This is a genomic window from Streptomyces sp. NPDC000878, from assembly GCF_053599695.1.
In genome coordinates this window covers 21,888-43,309 of the sequence record NZ_JBSFMT010000066.1, presented here as the reverse complement: position 1 = coordinate 43,309, position 21,422 = coordinate 21,888, and the positions used below count along the sequence as shown (strand labels likewise).

The 21,422-nt window shown below is 71.1% G+C and carries 16 protein-coding genes and 1 pseudogene; 9 read left to right on the top strand and 8 right to left on the bottom strand.

Going from position 1 to position 21,422, the window contains the following annotated elements; translation table 11 throughout:
* Positions 1–98: 98 nt before the first annotated feature.
* Positions 99–1,361: an FAD-dependent oxidoreductase gene (locus ACWDR4_RS38900; protein WP_450415538.1), complete on the top strand. Its 1,263-nt coding sequence runs from the start codon at positions 99–101 to the stop codon at positions 1,359–1,361.
* The gene (locus ACWDR4_RS38895; RefSeq protein ID WP_450415537.1) at positions 1,358–2,071 is read left to right on the top strand and encodes an MFS transporter; all 714 of its coding nucleotides are present in this window, start codon (positions 1,358–1,360) and stop codon (positions 2,069–2,071) included. The genes ACWDR4_RS38900 and ACWDR4_RS38895 overlap by 4 nt, the downstream gene beginning before the upstream one ends.
* A gap of 54 nt (positions 2,072–2,125) precedes the next feature.
* Here the strand turns inward: ACWDR4_RS38895 and ACWDR4_RS38890 are convergent.
* Positions 2,126–2,950 (bottom strand): annotated as a pseudogene (locus tag ACWDR4_RS38890) (thioesterase II family protein); the annotation flags it as partial.
* A complete protein-coding gene (locus tag ACWDR4_RS38885; RefSeq protein ID WP_450415535.1) occupies positions 2,947–3,789 on the bottom strand; it encodes an AfsR/SARP family transcriptional regulator in 843 nt (280 codons plus the stop codon). The pseudogene ACWDR4_RS38890 and the gene ACWDR4_RS38885, both read right to left, overlap by 4 nt.
* A 234-nt stretch (positions 3,790–4,023) precedes the next feature.
* Here ACWDR4_RS38885 and ACWDR4_RS38880 point away from each other — a divergent pair, with 234 nt between their 5' ends.
* Positions 4,024–5,211, top strand: a complete 1,188-nt coding sequence (locus ACWDR4_RS38880) for a sensor histidine kinase (RefSeq protein ID WP_450415534.1) — start codon at positions 4,024–4,026, stop codon at positions 5,209–5,211.
* 33 nt (positions 5,212–5,244) lie between these two features.
* Here the strand turns inward: ACWDR4_RS38880 and ACWDR4_RS38875 are convergent, their stop codons facing one another.
* The 6 genes from ACWDR4_RS38875 to ACWDR4_RS38850 all read right to left on the bottom strand — a co-directional run bounded on the left by ACWDR4_RS38875 (position 5,245) and on the right by ACWDR4_RS38850 (position 15,496).
* Positions 5,245–5,853, bottom strand: coding sequence for a response regulator transcription factor (locus tag ACWDR4_RS38875; protein ID WP_450415533.1), 609 nt, complete (start codon positions 5,851–5,853; stop codon positions 5,245–5,247).
* 120 nt (positions 5,854–5,973) lie between these two features.
* Positions 5,974–8,367 (bottom strand): MMPL family transporter, encoded by a 2,394-nt coding sequence (locus ACWDR4_RS38870; protein WP_450415532.1) that lies wholly within the window; start codon positions 8,365–8,367, stop codon positions 5,974–5,976.
* 120 nt (positions 8,368–8,487) lie between these two features.
* Positions 8,488–10,185, bottom strand: a complete 1,698-nt coding sequence (gene atzF, locus ACWDR4_RS38865; RefSeq protein ID WP_450415531.1) for an allophanate hydrolase — start codon at positions 10,183–10,185, stop codon at positions 8,488–8,490.
* 336 nt (positions 10,186–10,521) lie between these two features.
* Complete coding sequence (locus tag ACWDR4_RS38860; RefSeq protein WP_450415529.1) at positions 10,522–14,037, bottom strand: 5-oxoprolinase/urea amidolyase family protein; 3,516 nt, start codon at positions 14,035–14,037, stop codon at positions 10,522–10,524.
* Positions 14,034–14,675, bottom strand: a complete 642-nt coding sequence (locus tag ACWDR4_RS38855) for an urea amidolyase associated protein UAAP2 (protein WP_450415528.1) — start codon at positions 14,673–14,675, stop codon at positions 14,034–14,036. The genes ACWDR4_RS38860 and ACWDR4_RS38855 overlap by 4 nt, the downstream gene beginning before the upstream one ends.
* The gene (locus ACWDR4_RS38850) at positions 14,672–15,496 is read right to left on the bottom strand and encodes an urea amidolyase associated protein UAAP1 (RefSeq protein WP_450415526.1); all 825 of its coding nucleotides are present in this window, start codon (positions 15,494–15,496) and stop codon (positions 14,672–14,674) included. The genes ACWDR4_RS38855 and ACWDR4_RS38850 overlap by 4 nt, the downstream gene beginning before the upstream one ends.
* Positions 15,497–15,676: 180 nt before the next feature.
* Between ACWDR4_RS38850 and ACWDR4_RS38845 the strand changes: the two genes are divergently transcribed.
* From ACWDR4_RS38845 to ACWDR4_RS38820, 6 genes are all read left to right on the top strand, one after another.
* Positions 15,677–16,312, top strand: a complete 636-nt coding sequence (locus ACWDR4_RS38845) for a TetR/AcrR family transcriptional regulator (RefSeq protein ID WP_450415524.1) — start codon at positions 15,677–15,679, stop codon at positions 16,310–16,312.
* A gap of 327 nt (positions 16,313–16,639) precedes the next feature.
* Complete coding sequence (locus tag ACWDR4_RS38840; protein ID WP_450415522.1) at positions 16,640–18,382, top strand: sensor histidine kinase; 1,743 nt, start codon at positions 16,640–16,642, stop codon at positions 18,380–18,382.
* On the top strand, positions 18,379–18,786 hold the full coding sequence (locus ACWDR4_RS38835) for a roadblock/LC7 domain-containing protein (protein ID WP_450415521.1): 408 nt from the start codon (positions 18,379–18,381) through the stop codon (positions 18,784–18,786). Before ACWDR4_RS38840 ends, ACWDR4_RS38835 begins: the two co-directional genes overlap by 4 nt.
* A complete protein-coding gene (locus tag ACWDR4_RS38830) occupies positions 18,783–19,259 on the top strand; it encodes a DUF742 domain-containing protein (protein ID WP_450415520.1) in 477 nt (158 codons plus the stop codon). Before ACWDR4_RS38835 ends, ACWDR4_RS38830 begins: the two co-directional genes overlap by 4 nt.
* Entirely contained in the window at positions 19,240–19,860 is a 621-nt protein-coding gene (locus ACWDR4_RS38825) for a GTP-binding protein (protein ID WP_450415519.1), read from the top strand. The genes ACWDR4_RS38830 and ACWDR4_RS38825 overlap by 20 nt, the downstream gene beginning before the upstream one ends.
* A 74-nt stretch (positions 19,861–19,934) precedes the next feature.
* Positions 19,935–21,416 carry a cytochrome P450 gene (locus ACWDR4_RS38820; protein ID WP_450415518.1) on the top strand — a complete coding sequence of 494 codons (1,482 nt, stop codon included), beginning with the start codon at positions 19,935–19,937 and terminating at the stop codon, positions 21,414–21,416.
* The last annotated feature ends 6 nt before the right edge of the window (positions 21,417–21,422 follow it).

Here is a 21,422-nt window from a genome sequence, read left to right as displayed (position 1 = left end):
CTTGTGCAAGACCCGCCCAAGAACGGCTTAAGGCCGGGCTGCGAAACCGGGAGCCCGCACGACCAGAAGCTCCGCAGCCGCTTGCTTGGGGGAGTTACATGACGATCCAGACGACCCAACGGATCCAGACGTCCGTGTGCGTGGTCGGCGGCGGGCCCGCCGGGCTCACCCTCGCCGTCGAACTGGCCCGGCGGAACGTCCCCGTCGTCGTGCTGGAGGCCAGCACCCACTTCAACCGCTCTTTCCGGGGCGAGTCGGTCTCCCCGGACTCCGTCTGGCTGCTGGACCGGCTCGGACTGCTCGACCGGCTGGACGGAACATACGTACAGATGCACCGGATGGAGATCGACGACTCCGGACACACCGTGTTCCAGGCCGAGTTCACCGACTTCCGCTACCCGCACCCCTTCCCCGTCGAGCTGCCGCAGCCCACCCTGCTCGCCGCCCTAGCCGAGACCGGCGCCGCACACCCCTGCTTCCGGCTCGTCCAGGGGGCCACCGCGACCGCCCTCCTGCGCGACGCCGAGGGCACGGTCACCGGGGTGCGGGCCCGGACCGGCGACGGCGAGACGGAGATCCGGGCGGCGCTGACGGTCGCCGCCGACGGGCGGTTCAGCAAGATCCGCGAGATGTCCGGCCTCACGTACCGGAAGGTTCCGCTGGAGCGGGACGTCATCTGGCTCAAGTTGCCGTTCCCGTACGGGGATTGGGACGACCGTACGTACCGGGTGCGCATCCGGGGCGATCAGCACGGGCTGTTCATCCCGACCCGGCCCGACAGTGTCCGCGTCGGCTTCAACATTCCCAAGGGCGGGCTGCGGGAGATGCGGGCACAGGGGCTGCCCGCGCTGTACGAGCGGCTCGACCTGCTGGCCCCCGAACTGTCAAAGGCCGTACGGGAGTCGGTGCACAGCTGGTCGGACACCTCGATGCTGGACATCTTCACGACAGTCGTCCCGCGCTGGTCGATGCCCGGGCTGACGCTCATCGGCGACGCCGCCCATACGCTCACGCCGATCCTCGGGCAGGGCGTCAACCACGCGATCATCGACGCCGTGACACTCGCTCCGCTGGTCGAACGGGCGTTGGGGGACGGCGGACCCGGATCGGCGGTGCCACTGCTCGCGGCCACCGAGGCGTTCCAGCGGGAGCGGGAGGCGTCCGTCGCCCGGTCCAGGGCCCTCCAGCTGCGCCAGGAACGCCTGTTCACCCTCGACGGGACGCTGGGCTCGGCCTGGCGGCGGGCCCTCTACCGGGTGGTGAGCAGCAGCCCGCGGCTGACCCGGAAGGTGCTCGCGGGCGCGTACTTCCAGTTGCAGGCGCCGGGGGAGCGGGTGGCGAAGATGCAGGCCGGTACGTGAGGGTGAGGTCTACGGGCGTGCTGTCGCCGGGACTTGGGGGCGAGCCGCCGAGCCCGCTGGCCCACGGGCGGACCCGGGTCGTCCTGCTCTGCGCCCTCGCCCTCAACCAGTTCCTGGTCGCCGCCGCCGGCGCCTGTGTCGCCGCCCTCGGGCCCGCCCTGCTTACCGCCATGGGCCTGTCCGGCACCGCGCTGCCCTGGGCGGTCGTCGTCTATCTCCTCGCCCTGGGTGGGCTGTTGCTGCCGTCGCGGTGGTTGTGCGGGCGGATCGGGCCGTTCGGCGGGCCGTTTTTCGTGCTGCTCGCCGGGCTGTGGATGTTCGTCCAGACGTCGGTGGTGATCGGGGCCCGGCTGATCACCACGCCGGTGGCCTTTCTGGTCCTGCGCGGAGTGCAGGGTGCGGGGGCCGCCGCGCTCACCGCCGTCGCGCTGGTGCTGGTGGCGCGGGTGCTCCCGGTGCGCGGTGAGCGGGAGTCGGTCCAGTTCGGCTGGGGTGCCGTGATCGTCGCGGGGGTCTTCGCCGGGCTGGTGTTGGGGGCTCGGCTGCCGGCCGGCGAGTGGCGGTGGGCGTTCTGGATGAATCTCCCGCTGGGGGCGCTCAGCGGCATGACCACGCTCGGGCTGCTGCGGGCGACCCGTGCGCGGAAGGCCGACGGTCACCTCAGGACGCCTGCGCCGAGCCGCCCGTCCCTGCCGCTTCCAGATGCGTGACGCCGCCGCCGTACCGCCGTACCGCCGTACCAGGCAAGCGACTTCGTCCAGGACCTCGTCCTCGTGCGAGCGCACGAAGAAATGCCCGCCCGGCAGCGTCCGTACCTCGCAGCCCCGCGCCGCGAACCGGCGCCAGGCGACCATCTCGCGGACGCCGACCAGGGCGTCCTGCTCCCCGGCGAAGAGGTGCAGCGGCACCCGCACCGGCGAAGTCCAGGACGAACGCCGGGAGTTGGCGTCCGCGCACACGCTCAGGTCGTCCCGTACGACCGGCAGCAGCACCCGCAGCCACTCCGGCTGGTCGAGCAGCGGAGGGGGCAGGCCACCGAGGCGGGCCAGGGCGGAGGCCAGTTCGACGTCCGGGGTGTCCGGGTGTGCGATGCGCGGCGCGGGCAGGTGCGGGGCCCGGTACGCGCCGAGGAGCAGGGCCCGGGGCAGTAGGGCGCCCCGGGACTGGCGGCGCAGGGTGAGGGCGTAGCCGAGCAGCGCCCCCATGCTGTGCCCGTACACCAGATACGGCTCCGGACGGTCGAGGAGCGGGCCGAGATCCGCGTCCAACGCCCTGACCAGCGGGTCCAGTTGAGTGAACCGGGGTTCGCCCGCCCGCCCCTCCCGGCCCGGCAGCCGCACCGGGATCACCTCCACCGAACAGCCGCGCTCCCGCAGCCCTTGCTGCCAGCGCGCGTACACCGAGCCCCCGGCCCCGGCGTACGGGAGGCAGAGCAACCGGCAGGTCGGCGCATCCGGCGTCCGCGGCGGACCAGGCGTCTCCGGTGGACCTGCTGGACCCGGCGAACTTGGCGAACCCGGCGTCCCCGGTGCGCCTGCTGGACCCGGCGTCCCCGGTGGACCCGGCGTCCCCGGTGTCGGCGGTGTCACCGGATCGTGCCGTGGTCGACGAACAGGGTTGCCGCCGACAGACCGCCGCCGTCCCCGACGGCCGGCGGTTCCAGCGCCGGGTCGCCCGCGAGCAATGCCCGGTGCAGACGCTGGAGTTGGGGGGACGGCTCCAGGCCCAGGTCCGTGACGCAGGCGGTGCGCAGTCGGCCGTAGACCTCCAGGGCCTGCCAGGTCCGGCCGCTGCGGTAAAGGGCCACCATCAGCTGGCCGTGCAGGCCTTCGTGCAGTGGGAACCGTGCGGTCAGGCCGGTGAGTTCGCCGAGGAGGGTGCCGTGGCGGCCGAGGCGCAGGTCGGCGCCTATCCGGTCCTCCACGGCGGTGAGGCGCAGCTCCTCCAGGCGCAGCACCTCGGCGCCCAGCATCCGGCCCGGTGTCACATCGGCGAGCGCCGGTCCGCGCCACAACAACAGGGCCCGCTCCAGGAGTTCGGAGGCCCGGGCGGCATCCCCCGCCTCCAGCGCCGTCCGCCCCTGCCGGGCGAGCCGTTCGAAGCGGGCCGCGTCCGTGCCGTCCGGCGGTGCGTCGAGTACGTAACCGGTGTGCCGTCTGCCGAGCACCTCGCGGGGGCCGCGGTCCGGTGCGGGGCCGAGCGCGGCCTGGATCATGCGGCGCAGTTGTTTGACGTACGTGTGCAGGGTCGCGGCGGCGCTGCGCGGCGGGCCGTCGCCCCACAGCTCGTCCGCCAGGGCCGAAACACTCACCTCCCGGCCCGAGTTGAGGGCCAGCAGGGCCAGGACCTGGCGTGGTTTGGCCGCGCTCGGCACCACGGAGGTCTGGCCCAGCCGTGCCGTGAGCGGCCCGAGTACGGAGATCTCCAACGTCCGTCACCTCTGCCTGTTGTGCCTCGTGGATCCGGCTCCTTGCTCCAAAACGGCTCACGCGCTGCTTATGTGTCCCTTACGTCCCTGTACAGACCCTCCCAGACTGACGGGAGCGAAGAGAAGTGATCCGGACACGACTGCTTCATGAATTCATCACACTGTGTGGTTGTTCAGGGGCTCTCCGCTGACGGGACCCGGCGGCGCCTAGCATCCCCGTCTGGGGGTGGGCCGATGTCGGATGCGGCTGACCAGCCGGAATCAACCTCGATCGAGGGTCCGGCCGGTCTGCGGGTACCGCGTGTCGCGGGCAGGGTGGTTCTGCTCGCGACGAGCGGTCTGCTTCCCCTGGGCGCGCTCGCCGTCGTGACCCGGCACCCCGGTGCCGTCGTCGGCACGGTCACCCTCGTCACCCTGTTCGCCTCGTACGGGCTGCAGTTGGTGCACTCCGCACCGCAACTGCGGTCCTTACGCGACCGGTTCGCGGGTCCGGCCCTGGTGCTCCAGGGTGTGCTAGCTCTACTGCCGGTCGTTGCCTTCGGCTTCAACTGGCCGGGAATGTTCGGCCTTTTCGCCGGATCCGTGCCGCTGGTGGTCGGAGGTGCGGTCGGTCGGGCACTGGGTGCGCTGGTCGTCGTCGGTGGTGCGTGCGTCAGTGGTGTCGTGCTTCAACAGGGGTGGCGGGACTGGGTGTTGAGCGGTGCGGCCACGGTGGCCGTCGGTCTCGCCGTGTATGGGGTCACCCGGCTCGCCGATCTCGTCGTACGGGCCCATGGGGAGCGCGAGGAACTGGCCTGGCGGGCCGTCGCGCAGGAGCGGCGCCGGTTCGCTCGCGATCTGCACGACCTCCTCGGGTACAGCCTCTCCGCCATAGCGCTCAAGACGGACCTCGCCCACCGGCTGGTGCGGGGCGAACCCGAGCGTGCGCTCGCGGAGTTGGACAGTGCCCGGGACGTGGCCCAGCAGGCCCTCGCCGACGTCCGTACGGTCGCCCGTGGCTACCGCGAACTGTCCTTCACCGTCGAGGCCGAGTCCGCGCGCTCCCTGCTCGCCGCCGCCGACATCCGGGCCAGTGTCGATGTGCGCTGCGAGGTGCCGGGCGCCGTGGGCTCCGTCCTGGCGACCGTGCTGCGCGAAGGAGTCACCAACCTGATCCGGCACAGCGACGCCACCCAGTGCCGGATCGAAGTACGGGACCTGGGCACCGGGTTCGTCCGGTTCACCCTCGCCAACGACGGTGTCCGGGGCGGGCGGGAAGCACGAGACGGGCGGGAGGCGCGGGACGGACGGCCCGGCGGCCTCGGTAACCTCGCCGAGCGGCTGGCCGCGGTGGGCGGCCGGCTGGCCGTGGACACCGACGAACGCGGCTGGTACCGCGTGACCGCCGAGGCGCCCTCCGGAGCCGGCCGTCGACCCAGGTGAACATGCCTAGTGGGAGAGGTTATTGACGGTGCGTCATATCCAGCCCGCGTCCTCCGCGATCCGTACCGCGTCCAGCCGGTTGCGCGCGTCCAGCTTTCCGACGATCGACGTGAGATAGTTCCGGACCGTCCCCACCGAGAGATGCACGCCGGCAGCGATCTCCGCGGCGCCCGCCCCGCCCGCGGCCTGTTGGAGGATCTCCGTCTCCCGGTCCGTGAGCGGACTCTCGCCGCTGTCGAAGGCGGCCAGGGCCAGTTCTCTGTCGAACACCCGCTCCCCGGCCGCCGCTTGACGGACGACCTGGGCGAGCCGTACCGCCGGTGCGTCCTTGAGGACGAAGCCGGTGACCTTGTGGTGCAGCGCCCGGCGCAGGGTGCCCGGCTTGCCCAGGCTGGTGATGATGACCGTACGGCACTCGGGCAACGCCTCCTGGAGCAGCGCGGCGGCGCTGATCCCGTCGAGGCGGGGCAGATGGACGTCGATGACCGCCACGTCGGGCCTGGCGGCGAGGGCGGCGCCGACGATGGCATCGCCGGCCCCCACCTCCGCCACGACGTCCAGATCGGGTTCCAGATTGAGCAGGGCGACCAGTGCGCCCCGGACCATGGAGACGTCCTCGGCCAGCAGGATCCGTATCAACATTCCCCCCGGAATAACGCGGACGTCGGAAGTGCACGTCCACGATTCCGGGAGTCTATCCATCCCTTATGACCGATTCGATGGCGCGCGGCGACGGGCACCGCAAAGCAGCCACATCCGACGCTAGGTGCGCTCCGCGCGATGCGAACCGATGAGCGACTTGTCTGCCTCCTGTGCCTCAACCGGAGCTTCCGCGACGGGAGTTGACTGCTGGTTCGCGTCGTCGGCCGTAGAGATATCTATTCCGGGGGCTGTTCCGGCGGCCGTCTCGGAGATCCCGATACGGCGGTGCAGCCGGCGAAGCGGCCCGGGCGCCCACCAGGTGGCGCGACCGGTCAGCCGCAGTACCGCCGGTACGAGCAGGCTGCGCACGACCATCGCGTCCATCAGCACGGCGAGCCCGACCCCCAGGCCGAGCATCTTGATGTTGGTCACCCGCGAGGTGCCGATCGCCACCATCACGAAGCCGAGAATCACCGCCGCGGCCGTGATCAGTCCGCCGGTGCGCCGGATGCCGAACTCCACGGCCGCACGGTGGTCGCCGCCGCGCTCGTACTCCTCCTGGATCCTGGAGACCAGGAAGACGCCGTAGTCCATGGACAGCCCGAAGGCCACGCAGAACATCAGCACCGGCAGCGCGGTCTCGATGTCCCCGGTCGACGTGAACCCGAGCAGCCCCGACAGATGGCCCTCCTGGAAGACCCAGACGACCGCTCCGAACATGGCCGTCAGGCTGAGCGCGTTGAGCACAACGGCCTGGAGCGGGAGCAGCAGACTGCCGGTGAGCAGGAACACCAGCAGCAGGGTCGTCACCGCGATCACACCGAGCGCCCAGGGCAGCCGCTCGGCCGTTCCGTGCTGGGTGTCGGAGAGCACGGCGGCGGCTCCGGCGACGGAGGCCTTGAACGGAACGGGAATTGACCGAATGTCAGTCACTAGTTCGAGTGAACTTGCCGAGGTGGCCTCGCCCTTGGGCAGCACAGTGACGTAAGCACTTCCGTCGGTGCCTGTCTGAGCCGCCTCGACGGGAGTGGCCGCGCGGATGCGCTCGCCGTCCGCGTAGAGACCGGCGGGACCTGACACTCGTACGACTTCGGGGAGTTGGGAGACGCTCCGGCTGAAGTCCGCGAGCGAGGCCTCATCGACCCGTGGCCCCTGCGCGAGCACCGCGAGGATGCCGCCCGGACTGCCCGGGAACTCCTCCCGGATCTGCTGCTGGACGAGATGCGCCGGGGTCGAGGACGGCAGCTGGCGGTCGTCGGCCGTGCCGAACCGCACGTCCTTGAACGGCAGTCCGAGCGCGATGAGCACCACCGCCGTACCGACCGCGAAGAGCGGCGCCCGCCGCATCACGAGCCGGGCGAGCGCGGCCCAGCCGGCACCCGGCTCGCGCTTCGGCTTCGACTCCGAGGTTCCGCGTCGGGGCAGCAACCGGCGTACGTCCAGGGCGTCGACGCGGCGGCCCAGCACCACCAGCAGGGCGGGCAGCGCGATCAGCGAGGCCGCCGCCGCGATGAGGACGACCGCGATACCCGCGTACGCGAACGACCGCAGGAAGTACTGCTCGAAGACGAACATCGACGCCAGCGACACGGCGACGGTCAGCGCCGAGAACAGGACGGTACGCCCGGCGGTGCGCAGTGTGGTGACCACGGCCGCGCGGGGATCGGTGCCCGCCGCCAGCTCCTCGCGGTAGCGGCGCACGATGAACAGGGCGTAGTCGATGGCGAGTCCGAGCCCGAGGGCCGTGGTGAGATTCTGCGCGTAGACCGACACATCGGTGAACTCGGTGAGCACACGCAGGACGGCGTTCGTGCCCAGGATCGCCATGATCCCGACGAGCAGCGGCAGCAGCGCCGCGACCGCGCTGCCGAACACGAAGACCAGCAGTACGAGGGTGACCGGCAGCGCGATCATCTCCGCCCGGACCAGATCCTCGGCGATCACCTCCTGCGAGGCGTTGCGCACGGCGGCGGGACCCCCGAGTCGCACCTCGACCGGCCCCCGCCTGCCCTCGTACGACGGCCGCACCCGCTCCAGTACGGCGTCCACGGCGTCCTCGTCACCGGCGATGCGCGCGGTGATCAGCGCCTCGCCGCCGTCGCGGGCCCGCAGCGCCGGTTCCCTGCCGTCCCAGTACGAGACGACTCCGCCAACCGCCTGCTCGGCACCGAGCCGACGCGCCAAGTCCTGTGCCTGGGCCGTGACTTGGGAGTCATCGACGCCTCCCGCCGCCCCGCGTGCCGACACCATCAACAACAGGTTGGGCTGCGAGGCGGGCCAGCGCTGCTCCAGCACCCGGGTGGCGTACGTCGACTCCGCCCCCGGGATCTGCGAACCCCCGCTGCTCAGCCGGTCCGCCACCCCGCCGCCGAGCACGGCCGCACAGGCGGTGAGGGCCAGCACGACGAGGAGCAGCAACCGGGGCCGGGCCGCTATGGCCCGGCCCCACCTCCCCCCACCCCCGTCGTCCGCTCGCCCTGTCGTAGGCGGCTGTTGTGCGGGCCTTGCTGTCATCGGACTGCCCCTCCCGAGTCGGTGACGGGGCTCTGACGGTGACGCGGGGTGCTTAAGCGCTGGTTGCGGTCGGGTGGTTGGGGTACTCCGGTCGGCAACTCCGGGTCAGGGACGGTCGTTTCAGGGACGGTCGTTCAGGTACGCGCGCCAGCCGCCGTACGTCGTGATGTCCTCGGCGCCTTCGAGGGCGGCCGGTTCGCACAGGAAGCCGGGTACGTGGGTGCCGTCGGCGAGTTCGACGCGGCCCAGGGCCATCGGGCGGGGGAGGGCGGCGAGGAAGCGGCCGAGGCCTTCGGCGGGGAGGCGCCACACCTCGGCCTCGACGGCGGTTCCACCGGTCTCTGTTTCGCCGACGTGGACCAGGCCCGGCTTGGGTGGGGTGGTGGCCAGGGCGTGCAGGCGGTAGACGGGGGCCGTCGTGGTCGTACGCTCCAAACGGGCGCCCAGGGCGAGGAGTTGGGGGTTCAGCGGCTGGCCCGAGAGATGCGCGCCGACCACCGCGAGGCGGGCCTCGGGCTGGAGCAGACGGGCGATCGTGGCGAGCCGTTCGTCGGTGAACGCCGGGCCGATCAGCATCACGCCGAAGGGGAGACCGTTCACCTCGCCCGCTGGTACGGCGACCGCGGCCAGGTCGAAGAGGTTGGTGGAGTTGGTGAAGCGGCCCAGGCGGGCGTTGGCGCCCAGCGGGTCGGCGGCGACCTCGGCGAGGGTGGGGTGACCGGGGGCCGTGGGCAGCAACAGGGCGTCGGCGTCGGCCAGTTCGGCGAGGGCATGGGTGCGCAGGGCGGTCAGACGCTCCTGGTCGGCGTAGAGCTGGTGGGCGGGGATGTCGCGGGCGCGGGTGATGATGCCGGCGACGGTGGGGTCGAGGGCGGGGTGCCCTTCTCGTTCGCCTTCTGCTGTCCCTTCCCCTCCCTCGGTGAGCAACTTGTCGACAAAGGCACCCACCGCTGTGTAGCGCTCGGCGACGAACGCGCCCTGGTACAGCATCGCGGCGGCCTCGGTGAAGGGCGTGAGGTCGAGCGTGCGGACGGAGACGCCCGCGGATCGGAGCTGGGTCACGGAGGCCTCGTACGCCTGGGCCCAGCCCGGGTCCAGTTCGCCGAGCTGGTCGAGCGGCGGCACGGCTACGCGCCAGGGGCCGGGGGCGCGCTGGGGGAGGGGCGGGAGGTCTCGGTCGGGCGGGGACGTCATGTGCGCGAGGGCCTGCTCGGCCTCGGGGAGCGTCCGGGCGAAGACGGTCACACAGTCGAGGGAGGCACAGGCCGGGACGACGCCGGTGGTGGGGACCAGGCCTCGGGTGGGCTTGAGGCCGACGATGCCGTTGAAGGCGGCGGGGACGCGGCCGGAGCCGGCGGTGTCGGTGCCCAGGGCGAAGTCGACGATGCCGAGCGCTACCGCTGTGGCTGAGCCGGAGCTGGAGCCGCCGCTGATGCGGGTGGGGTCGTGGGCGTTGCGGACGGGGCCGTAGGGGGAGCGGGTGCCGACCAGGCCGGTGGCGAACTGGTCGAGGTTGGTGGTGCCGAGGACGATGGCGCCGGCGTTTCGGAGGCGGGCGACGACGGGGGCGTCGGCCTCGGGGTGGTAGGCGTAGGCCGGGCAGCCGGCGGTGGTGGGGAGGCCTTGGACGTCGATGTTGCCCTTGGCGGCGAAGAGTTTGCCGGCGAGGGGGAGGGGGGTGCCTGCGGCGAGGCGTGCGTCGATGGCGTTGGCCTCCGCCTCGACCTCGGCCTGGGGACGTAGGTCGATCCAGACCTCGGGGCGGTCTACGGCGTCGATACGGGCGTAGGCCATACGGACTCGGGTCAGGGTCGACATCTGGGTGCTCCTTCGTTGTGGTGGGTTGATCTGGGTGTTTGTTTCGCCCCCGCCGCCCTTACCCATTCCCATCCCTGGGGGCTGCGCCCCCAGACCCCCGCTACGGCCCTGAACGGGCCTTGTCCTCAATCGCCGGACGGGCTGGGAATGCGGGCCGGTACTGAAAGATCAAGCCCGGCTGGCACCATCAAGCGCAGGTCGGCACCATCCAGCCCGTCCGGCGTTTGAGGACGAGCGCGTTTTAGCGCGATGTGGGGGTTCGGGGGCGGAGCCCCCGAGGATGGGACGGGTAGGGGCGGCGGGGGCGAAGAAACTACCTGGGCTCAGCCCCGTCCCTCAGGTGACCGGGGTCAGGATCATCAGTGCTGTGCCTGCCTCCACCTGGGCGCCCGGCCTCGTCAGGATCTGGTGGACCACCCCTGTTATCGGGGCGTGTATCCGGGACTCCATCTTCATCGCCTCCAGGGCCAGCAGCGGCTGGCCGGCCGTCACCTCGTCGCCCGGAGACACGTTCAACTGCCAGACCGACGCGGCGAATTCGGCCTCGACAAGGTGGCCCCCGGCCGGAACCGTCACCTCGGCGGAGGGAGCCGCAGGGCCCGTGTCCGCCTCCGCCCTCGTGAACTCGCCCGCCGCCTCCCACGCATCCCGCTCCGCCGAGAAGGCCGCCCCCTGGCGGGAGCGGAACTCCGCGATCGAGTCCGCGTTCTCCGCCAGGAAACCCTCGTACTCCGCCAGCGAGAAGACACCCTCCTCGATGCGCGGGACGAAGCGCCCCGAGGTGATGTCGGCCCGCAGGTCGAGGAGTTCGTCGGGCTCGACGGCGTACCACTTGATGCGGTCGAAGAACCGCAGCAGCCACGGCGAGCCCGGCTCGAACGCGCCGCGCTGCTGCCAGCCCGACCACACCTGCGTCGTACGGCCGACGAACTGATAGCCGCCCGGGCCCTCCATGCCGTAGATGCAGAGGTAGGCACCGCCGATGCCCACCGAGTTCTCCGCCGTCCAGGTGCGGGCCGGGTTGTACTTCGTCGTCACCAGGCGGTGGCGGGGGTCCAGCGGGGTCGCCACGGGCGCGCCCAAGTAGACGTCTCCCAGGCCCAGTACGAGGTACTCCGCCTCGAATACCGTGCGGTACACGTCGTCTACCGAGGCGAGGCCGTTCACTCGGCGGATGAACTCGATGTTCCACGGGCACCAAGGGGCGTCGTCGCGAACTCCCGCCATGTAGCGGGCTATTGCCTCGCGAGTTGCCGGGTCGTCCCAGGCGAGGGGGAGGTGGACCGTGCGGGAGGGGACCGTCAGGCGGTCCGCCGGGGGCATGGCGGTTGCGATCTCCCGTACGGCAGACAGGAGTTCGGGTTGGGGCAGCACCGCCGGGTTGGCCTGGATCTGGAGGGAGCGGATGCCCGGCGTCAGGTCCGTCACGCCCTCCAGGTCCAGCTCCGTCACCGCCTCCATCAGCGCGTGGACCCGCATCCGCAGCGCCAAGTCCAGCTGCATCGGCCCGAATTCGACCAGCAGGTTGTCGTCGCCGCTGCGGCGGTACGTGATGTCGCCGTCCCGGGCCAGGACGCCTCCGTCGACAATGTCCGCCCGCTGTACGCCCGTTGTGTCCACGGGTGCGAAGCGGACCGTGTCCCCCGGGCGCAGCTGGCCCAGTTTCCAGCGTTCCGTGCTGATGATCGTCGCCGGGCACACGAAGCCGCCGAGGGAGGGGCCGTCCGGGCCCAGCAGGACCGGCATGTCGCCCGTGTAGTCGACGGCGCCCACGGAGTACGGCGTGTCGTGGATGTTGGACGGGTGCAGGCCCGCCTCGCCGCCGTCGGTGCGTGCCCAGCGGGGCTTGGGACCGACCAGCCGTACGCCGGTGCGGGCCGAGTTGAAGTGGACCTTCCAGTCGGCCGCGTAGAAGTCGTGGATGTCCTCCTCGGTGAAGAACTCCGGTGCCGCGTGCGGGCCTTCGACGGCACCGATGTGCCAGGGGGACGCGAACTCCGGGCGGTCGGCGGGGGGAACCGGGGCTCCCGACTCCGTCGTCGCCCCGCCGTGCAGGACGTCTCCCGTACGCAGCGTCCGGCCCCCGTGCCCGCCGAACCTGCCCAGCGTGAAGGTGGCCGCGCTGCCGAGGAACGGCGGCACGTCCAGGCCGCCGCCCGCGAACAGTACGTACGTCCGCAGGCCCTGCTCGGTCGGGGCGCCGATCTGGAGTACTCCGCCCGCCGGTACCGTCACCGGCTCCCACTGGGCGACCGGTGACCCGTCCAGCGCGATCGGCGCCGGGGCCCCGGTCACGCAGACCGTCGTGGGGTGCGTGAACCTCAACGCCGGGCCCTGCAAGGTGCATTCGAGGCCGGGGGCGCCTTCGTCGTTGCCCAGGGCCCGGTTGCCGAGCCGGAACGAACGGTCGTCCATCGGGCCGCACGGGGGGACACCCACCTGCCAGTAGCCGGTGCGGCCCGGCCAGTCCTGGACCGTGGTGAGCGTCCCGCCGGAGACGACCTCGATGCGTGGAGTCGGATCGCTCACCCTCGCCAGGGTCGCCGTCGAGTGCGTCGCCGCGCGGAAGTCGCGGTCCGCGAGCGCCGCCCGTACCAGCCCGAGGTTCGTCTCGATGCCGTCGACCCGGGTGCGGGCCAGCGCCTCGTCGAGTCGGCGCAGCGCGTGCGCCCGGTCGGAGCCGTACGCGATCACCTTCGCCAGCATCGGGTCGTACGACGTGGTCACCTCGGTGCCCGTCTCCACCCAGCCGTCGATCCGCACCCCGCCCGGGAACTCCACCCGCGTCAACAGGCCCGCGCTGGGCCGGTGTTCGCGGGAGGGGTCCTCGGCGTAGACACGGGCCTCGACGGCGTGGCCGCGAGGGGCGCCCGGGTCCCGTACGACATCCCGCTCGCCGCGCGCCAGCCGCAGCATCCAGGCGACGAGGTCGACGTCGTAGATCTCCTCCGTGACCGGATGTTCCACCTGGAGCCGGGTGTTGACCTCCAGGAAGTACGCCTCCCCGCGGGCGGCGTCGTACACGAACTCGACTGTTCCGGCGGAGCGGTAGCCGACCGACGCGCACAAGTCTCGCGAGGAGTCGGCCAGTTGGGCCCGGACGTGGGCCGGAAGTCCGGGTGCCGGGGCCTCCTCCACCACCTTCTGGTTGCGGCGCTGGAGCGAGCAGTCGCGGTCGCCGAAGGTCACCACCCGGCCCTCGCCGTCGCCGAAGACCTGGACCTCGACGTGGCGGGCTCTTTCGACGAGCCGTTCCAGGAAGACGCCGGCCGAGGAGAAGGACGCGGCGGCGACGCGCTGCACCCGCTCCCAGGCCTCGGCGAGTTCGGCGGCCGACACGCAGGCCGACATACCGATGCCGCCGCCCCCGCCGGTCGCCTTGAGCATCACGGGATAGCCGATGGCGGCGGCCTGCTCCGACGCCTCCTCCAGCGAGGCCAGCAGGCCCGTGCCCGGCGCCAGCGGCACGCCCGCCGCCTCGGCCGCCGCCCGGGCCGTGTGCTTGGCGCCGAACAGCTCCAGCTGCTCCGGCGTCGGCCCCACGAACACGATCCCGGCGTCCTCGCAGCGCCGCGCGAAGGCCGCGTCCTCGGACAGGAAGCCGTACCCGGGATGGATCGCCCCCGCGCCCGTCACCTTGGCCGCCGCCAGTACCAGGTCGGCGTCGAGATACGACTCCTTCGCGGGCGCCGGACCGAGCCGCACCGCCTCGTCGGCGAGCCGGACGTGCGGGGCGGAACGGTCGGGGTCGGAGTAGACCGCGACCGTGCGAAGGCCCAACTCCCTTGCCGTACGGATGATCCGCACCGCGATCTCGCCGCGGTTGGCGACCAGCAGCGTGTCGAAGCTCATTCCGTGCCCGCCTGGATACCCGCCTGGGTGCCCGCCTCGGTGATGGTCATCTCCACCGCCGTCGGGTCGAAGCCGTTGCAAGGGTTGTTGATCTGGGGGCAGTTGGAGACCAGCACCAGGACATCGCGCTCGGCGCGCAGCTTGAGCTGGAGTCCCGGTGACGAGAGGCCGTCGACGATGCCGAGCGTGCCGTCCTTCTCCACCGGCACGTTCATGTACCAGTTGATGTTGGACACCAAGTCCCTTTTGCCCAGGCCGTGTTTGGCGCCCTCGGCGAGGAAGTTGTCCACGCACGCGTGCTGCGACCAGGTGTGATGGCCGTACCGCAGGGTGTTCGACTCCTTGGAGCAGGCGCCGCCGACCGTGTCGTGCCGGCCGACGTCGTCGGCGACCACGGTCATCAGGGGCGTGTGCTCGTTCGACATCAGGACACTGCCCGTGGTGAGGAAGATGCCGCCCTGCGCGTGGATCGTGTCGGGCGCGCTGTAGCGCACGGACGTGTCGTGGGCGTCGTACACGAGGAAGTCGACGGCCTGGTTGCCGTGCAGGTCGGTGATGGTCAGCGTCTCGCCGGCCCGGACGACGGACGACCAGGCGGCGCGGGCGGGAACGACGGCCGTGCTGGTGGATGTGCTCATGCGAGCCCCCTCGCGGCAAGGAATTCGGCGGTGTTGAGGAACGCGCGGCGGCCCTCGGGCGTGGCCTCCCAGAGCGGGTCGCCGGGGGCGGTCGGCCCGGCGCGCCAGGCCAGGACCTCCAGCGGGGTGCTGACGTAGTCCTCGCGCGGGTCGGCGGGGTGCGGGACGTTCGCGATGAGCACCGTGACGTCCTGCTCGGCGCGCAGCGTCACACTGCCGCCCGGTCCGGCCGAGCCGGTGAAGTCGAGGGAGCCGTCCTCGCGTACCTCCACGCCCTGGAAGAAGGAGAGCGAGGGCGGCAGATCGCGCGGCTGGAGGCCGTTCTTGGCCGCGGCCAGCTTGAACAGCTCACGGCCGGCGGGGGAGGGCGACTGCGGGGTGCCGTCGCCGTACCGGTCCGTGTTGCGTACGAGGGTGGAGGTGCCGCACAGCGCGTCGTGGCGCCCCGAGGTGTCGGTGACGAGGGTGGCGAGGACGCGGCCCTGGTCGGACAGGAGCAACTGCCCCTCGCCGAGGTAGGCGTTCCACTGGACCTTGACCGTGTCGGCGACGTTCAGCCGCTCCCAGGGCCGGTCCGCGACGAAGAGCAGCAGATGGGCGCAGGCGTCGCCGCGCAGGTCGGTCAGGCGCAGCTCGGTGCCGCGGGCCAGCACCCGGTGCGTGTAGTTGCCGCCCGCCACCGTCTCGGCCCACACCAGATGGCCCGCCGCGCAGGGCGGCGCCGGCCAGTCGGCGGCCGGGACGACGGGCATGGCCTCGGTCCGGGCGCCCTCCTGGGCACGGGCGTGGTCGCGGGCTCCGTACGTGGTCGATGTCCCCATCGGGGGTCCTCCGGCTCCGAAGTCGTACTGCGTGGCGTGCTGTCTGCGGTGGCGCTTAATTTCTGTCGCCCGACAGAAATTAGGCGGGCGGTGCGACACCGGAATTGCCCGTGCGTTTCCACCCCGTTACCGATTGCTCACGAAGATCGCCGGACCGGCCGGTATGCGAGGATCGAACGCATGGGAACGACGGGTGGGCCGGGTGGACGGCGGGTCGGCAGGCCGCGGGCCGCGCAGCGGCCGGACAGCGGGGTCGCCCCACGAGTCGAACTGCTCGCCGCCGCCGCCGAGTTGTTCACCACCCGGGGCTATGCGGCCACCACCACCCGGACCATCGCCGAGCGGGCGGGGATGCGCCAGGCGTCCATGTACCACTACGTCTCCGGCAAGGAGGAACTGCTCGCCGACCTCCTGGAGTCCACCGTCACCCCCTCCTTGACTTACGCCCGCGGACTCCTCGCCGACGACACGACCCCGGCCGGGGACCGGCTGTGGGAGCTGTGCCGCACCGACGTCGAGCTGCTCTGCGGCGGCCCGCACAACCTCGGCGGCCTCTACCTCCTCCCCGAGGTGCGCGCCGAACGCTTCGCCGGCTTCCATGCCGTACGGGCCGAACTCAAGGACGCCTACCGACAGTTGCTCGCCGCGACGGCGGCCGGCGGGGCGCTCGCCAAGAGCGAGCTGGATCTGCGGACGGATCTGCTCTTCGGGCTCATCGAGGGCGTCATCCTCGTACACCGCTCCGACCCCGAGCGCCCGGTCTCGGTCTTCGCGGAAGCCACCGCGGACGCGGCTCTGCGTATCGCCGGCATCTGAGGCAGGGGCGCCCCTGAGGGCTGCCAGGGGCCTCGTTCACCCGTCACGGTGAGTGGTTTTCGTACGCCCATGCGTCGTGACGGACTGTGTGCGATTGCATCCGCAGCGTGCAAATGGAGCTGAGAGTACTCCAGTCGCAAGGGGCATTTCAGAGGCTTGCCGAATATGACACGGCGTTGATCCGGTCGGACTAAGCTCGCCCGCAGCGCACCGAGTTGGGATGTATTCGTGCGCTTGTTCCCAAAAATACCGAAGATCCGGACAGTTCCCAGACGTACCCCACAGCAAGCTCCCCCAACCCCAGCCGATTTGTCTCAGAGGGCATACATGGTGAGTCTTCAATCGCCTTCCGGTGGCCGTGAACTTCCCTACGCGCGCGTGCTGTTGCTGCCTGCCATAGCGATGGCCGGGGCGACCGGCGCCGCCGGCGCCCTGGTCACAGGGCCGGCCCGCATCGCCGTCGGCTGGTGCGGAGCCATCGCCACGGTCCTGGTCGTCGCGGTGGCCGCCGAAGTGGTCCGCCGCGGCCGTACCGTCCGTAACCTGCGGGCCGAGCACGCCCGTCACACCGCGTATCTGGAGCGGCGCATCGCCGCCCACGACGAGGACTTCGGCCGGCTCGGCAAGGAGATCCTGCCGTACGCGCTCCGTATGATGCACGGCGTCGGTTCACCCTCAGAGGTGATTCGCCGGATGGGTCTGGCGGACTCCCCGTACCGCGAACTCCCGGTACCGCAGCGCAGGCTGCTGCTCCTGGTCATGGAGATCATCGACCACGAGGAGGCCATGCGGGACGGCTCGCAGCGTGCGTTCGTCAGCATCGCCCGGCGCGTCCAGTCGATCGTCCACCAGCAGGCCAACGAACTCCGGGAGATGGAGGAGGACCACGGCCGCAACCCCGAGGTCTTCGACGACCTCCTGCGCATCGACCACGGCACCGCGCTGATCGGCCGCCTCGCCGACTCCATCTCGGTGCTCGGCGGCGGCCGGCCCGGACGCCAGTGGCCCGAGCCCGTCGCGCTGTACAGCGTGCTGCGCGGTGCGATGTCCCGGATCCTGGAGTACCGGCGTATCGACCTGACCTCCATCGCGAAGGTCCAGGTCGACGGCAACTCCGTCGAACCGGTCATCCACGCGGCGGCCGAACTGCTCGACAACGCCACGCGCTACTCGCCGCCCCACACCAAGGTGCACGTCACGGCGACCGAGGTGCAGACCGGCATCGCCATCGAGATCGAGGACGCCGGCGTCAGCCTCAGCGAGGAGTCCCGCAAGCGCGCCGAGGACATGATCACCCGCGCCCAGGCCGGCTTCGACCTCAACGACCTCAGCGAGGCCCCGCGCCTCGGCCTGGCGGTCGTGGGACGCCTGTGCGAGGCGTTCAACATGCAGATCTCGCTCAGGCAGTCCGCGTACGGCGGTGTCCGCGCCATCCTGGTCGTGCCGTCCGAGATGCTCACCAGCGAACCCGGTGTCGGTCTCGCCCACGGCATCGGCGCCACCGCCGCGCCCAAGCCCGAACTCGGTGCGGTGGAAGGCCCCAAGCGCCCGCCCAAGAAGCGCCGCCCCACCACCGGTCCGCGCATCCCGGCCTCCGTCTCGATGGAGGACGACATCCCGGTGGTCACCGAGTGGACCGAGAACGGCCTGCCGCAGCGCCGCAGCCGGGTCACGACTCCGCTCAGCGAGCGGTACGCCCGCTCCAGGGCCGCCGAGGCCGAGATGGAGGCCGACCCGGAGCTGCGGAAACTGTGGGAGCCCGAGTCGCAGAAGAAGAAGGCCAAGGAGGACGAGCCCCTGCCGGGCCTGTGGGTCGAGGCGTTCATGGAGGGCCTCAAGGGCGACCCGGACCCCACGGCCTTCACCAGGAACCCCGACGACCCGACGACGTTCTCCGGCCACCCGGACGACGCGGCCGACTACGTGTTCCCGGGCGACTCCACGGCCCTGGGCGGCCACCCGGACGACCTGGCGGCCCTCGGCGGCCATCGGGAAGACCCGACCGCACCCAGTGCGACCAACCAGCAGCCGGCCCACGCTGAGGCCGACGACGAGGGGGACCTCAAGTGATCTCGCAGCGAGCCAACTTCGACTGGATGCTCAAGGCGCTCGCCGACGGCGTACCGGGTGTCCAGCAGATCGTGGTGCTCTCCGCCGACGGCCTGCGCATCGCCCGCTACGGCGGCGACCCCGACGCCGCCGACCGTGTCGCCGCCGCCTGCGCGGGGCTGCAGAGCCTCGCGGGCGCCGTCGCCCACGAGATCCCGGGCAGCGACGGCACGATGAAGATGGTCATCATCGAGGTCACCGGCGGCTACTTCTATCTGATGGCCGCCGGTCCCAACGCCTACCTCGCGGTCCTCGCCAACGTGGGCGCCGAACCCGGCAGCATGAGCCACCACATGCGCGACCTCGTCATCCGCATCGGTGAGCACCTCACCAGTCCGCCCCGGCGGAACGGGCAGACCGTATGACTCCTCCGCAGCGCCGACGGCGCTATCCGATCAAGCAGGAACCGCCCCCGGAACCGCTCCTTCTGAGCGTCGCCGGTACGGAGGGCGGCGCGGGCCCGGAGGGCAAGGAGGGTGCGGAGGGCACAGAGGGCAAGGAGGGGGAGCGGAAGAACCCCGAACGGCTCTATGTGCTCACCGGCGCGGCCCAGGGCGGCGAGCGCGCTCCGCTCGACCTCGTCACGTTAATCGTGGCGTGCGCCGAGCCGACGCCCTCCGCCCCGCCGGAGCAGTCGGCGCTGCTCCGCCTCTGCAAGGCCCCTCTGTCCGTGGCCGAACTCTCGGCCTACCTCAACCTGCCGTTCAGCGTGGTGACCGTCCTGCTCACCGAGCTGCTGACGGCCGAACTGGTCCAGGCGCGCGACCCGCTGATCCGCCAGTCGCTCGCCGACCGTTCCCTCCTCGAAGCGGTGATGCATGGACTTCAAAGGCTCTGACACCATCACGGGTCCACGGACCGAGGACCGCCTGCCGCACTCCACCCAGGCCGCGGTGAAGATCGTGATCGTGGGCGGATTCGGCGTCGGCAAGACGACCATGGTCGGCTCGGTCAGCGAGATCAGGCCGCTGACCACCGAAGAGACCATGACGCAGGCCGGCATCGGCGTCGACGACAACTACGGCTCCGACTCCAAGACCGCCACCACCGTGGCCATGGACTTCGGCCGCATCAGCATCACCGACCAACTGGTGCTGTACCTGTTCGGCACCCCCGGCCAGGAACGCTTCTGGTTCCTGTGGAACGGCCTGTTCGAGGGCGCCCTGGGCGCGGTCGTCCTGATCGACACGCGACGTCTGGAAGTGAGCTTCGACGTGATAGGGCGACTGGAGGAACGAGGCGTCCCCTTCGTCATCGCCGTCAACTCCTTCCCGGACGCCCCCCGTTACCCGGTCGAGGACCTGCGCTCGGCGCTCGACCTGGCCCCGGAGATCCCCATCGTGGAGTGCGACGCCCGCCGCCGGGCCTCCAGCCGGGACACGCTCATGACGCTGATGCGCTTCCTGCACTCGCTGGAGATGACGAAGGCGTCGGTGTGAGCGCCGTGATCAGTAATCCAGCACACCCCCAACTCTTCTGACACCGGATCCACTTCAGTTTCGGAGCCATCAGCATGACGCCTGAACCCCTCTCCCCGACCAGCCCGGACGACACCGCCCTCAGCCCACCCCCCGGCTGCCCCGCCCACGGCACCGGCCCCGGCGGACTGCGCCGGCTGTACGGCCCGGAGGCCGCGGACCTGGGAGCCGTGTACGAGAAACTGCGGGCCGAGCACGGCGCGGTGGCGCCTGCGCTGCTCCACGACGACGTACCGATCTGGGTGGTGCTCGGTCACGGCGAGAACATGCACATGGTGCGCAGCCCTTCGCAGTACTGCCGGGACACCCGGTTGTGGACCCCCCTGCACGACGGCACGGTGAAGCCCGACCACCCGCTCATGCCGCACGTCTACTGGCAGCCCATCTGCTGCTACGCCGAGGGTGACGAGCACCTGCGGCTGCGCGGCGCGGTCACCGGCGCCATGTCGACCATCGACCACCGGGGCCTGCGCCGCCACATCAACCGCGCGACCCAGCTTCTCGTCAACAAGTTCTGCGAGGAGGGCAGGGCCGACCTGGTCAGCCAGTTCTGCGAACACCTGCCGATGGCGGTGCTCTGCGAGATCTTCGGTATGCCGGACGAATACAACGACCGGATCGTGGAGGCCACCCGCGACCTGCCCAAGGGCACTGAGACCGCCATCGCCAGCAACGCGTACCTCATGGACATCCTGATGCGGCTCACCGCTCGCCGCCGGGCCGAACCCGAGGACGACTTCACCAGCCATCTCATCAACCATCCGGCGAAGCTCACCGACGAGGAGGTCGGCCAGCACCTGCGCGTCGTCATGATCGCCGCGTACGAGGCCACGGTGAACCTCCTCGCCAACGTACTGCGGGTGGTGCTCACGAACCCCGGCTTCCGAGCCCAGCTCAACGGTGGCCAGATGACGGTGCCCCAAGCGGTCGAGCAGTCCCTGTGGGACGAGCCGCCGTTCAGCACGATCATCCCCTACATCGCCAAGCAGGAGACCGAGCTGGGCGGCCAGCGCATCAGGAAGGGCGACGGCCTCCTCTTCGGCATCGCGCCGGGCAATGTGGACCCGCGCGTCCGTCCCGACCTCAAGGCCAACATGCAGGGCAACCGCTCCCACCTGGCCTTCGGTGGCGGCCCTCACGAATGCCCGGGCCAGGACATCGGCCGCGCCGTCGCCGACGTCGGTGTCGACGCGCTGCTGACCCGCATTCCGGACATCCAGCTCGCCTGCGAGGAGGACGAGCTGCGTTGGCAGGAGTCCATCTCGAACCGGCACCTGGTGGAACTGCCGGTGAAGTTTGTGCCGAAGGTCCAGCAGGACGTCACACAGCTCCCGTCCATCAATCCTGTGCCGTCGCAGCGCTCCAAGAACTGGCAGGTCGGCATGGCGGAGCCACAAGCCGCAGCTCCGCAGCCCACCGTTTCGGAGCCCACTGCTCCGACGCCGGAGGCGACGCCCGAACCGGTGGGACGGCCGGGGGTGTTCAGGCGCCTCCTGCAGTGGTGGCGCGGCAACTGAGCAGAC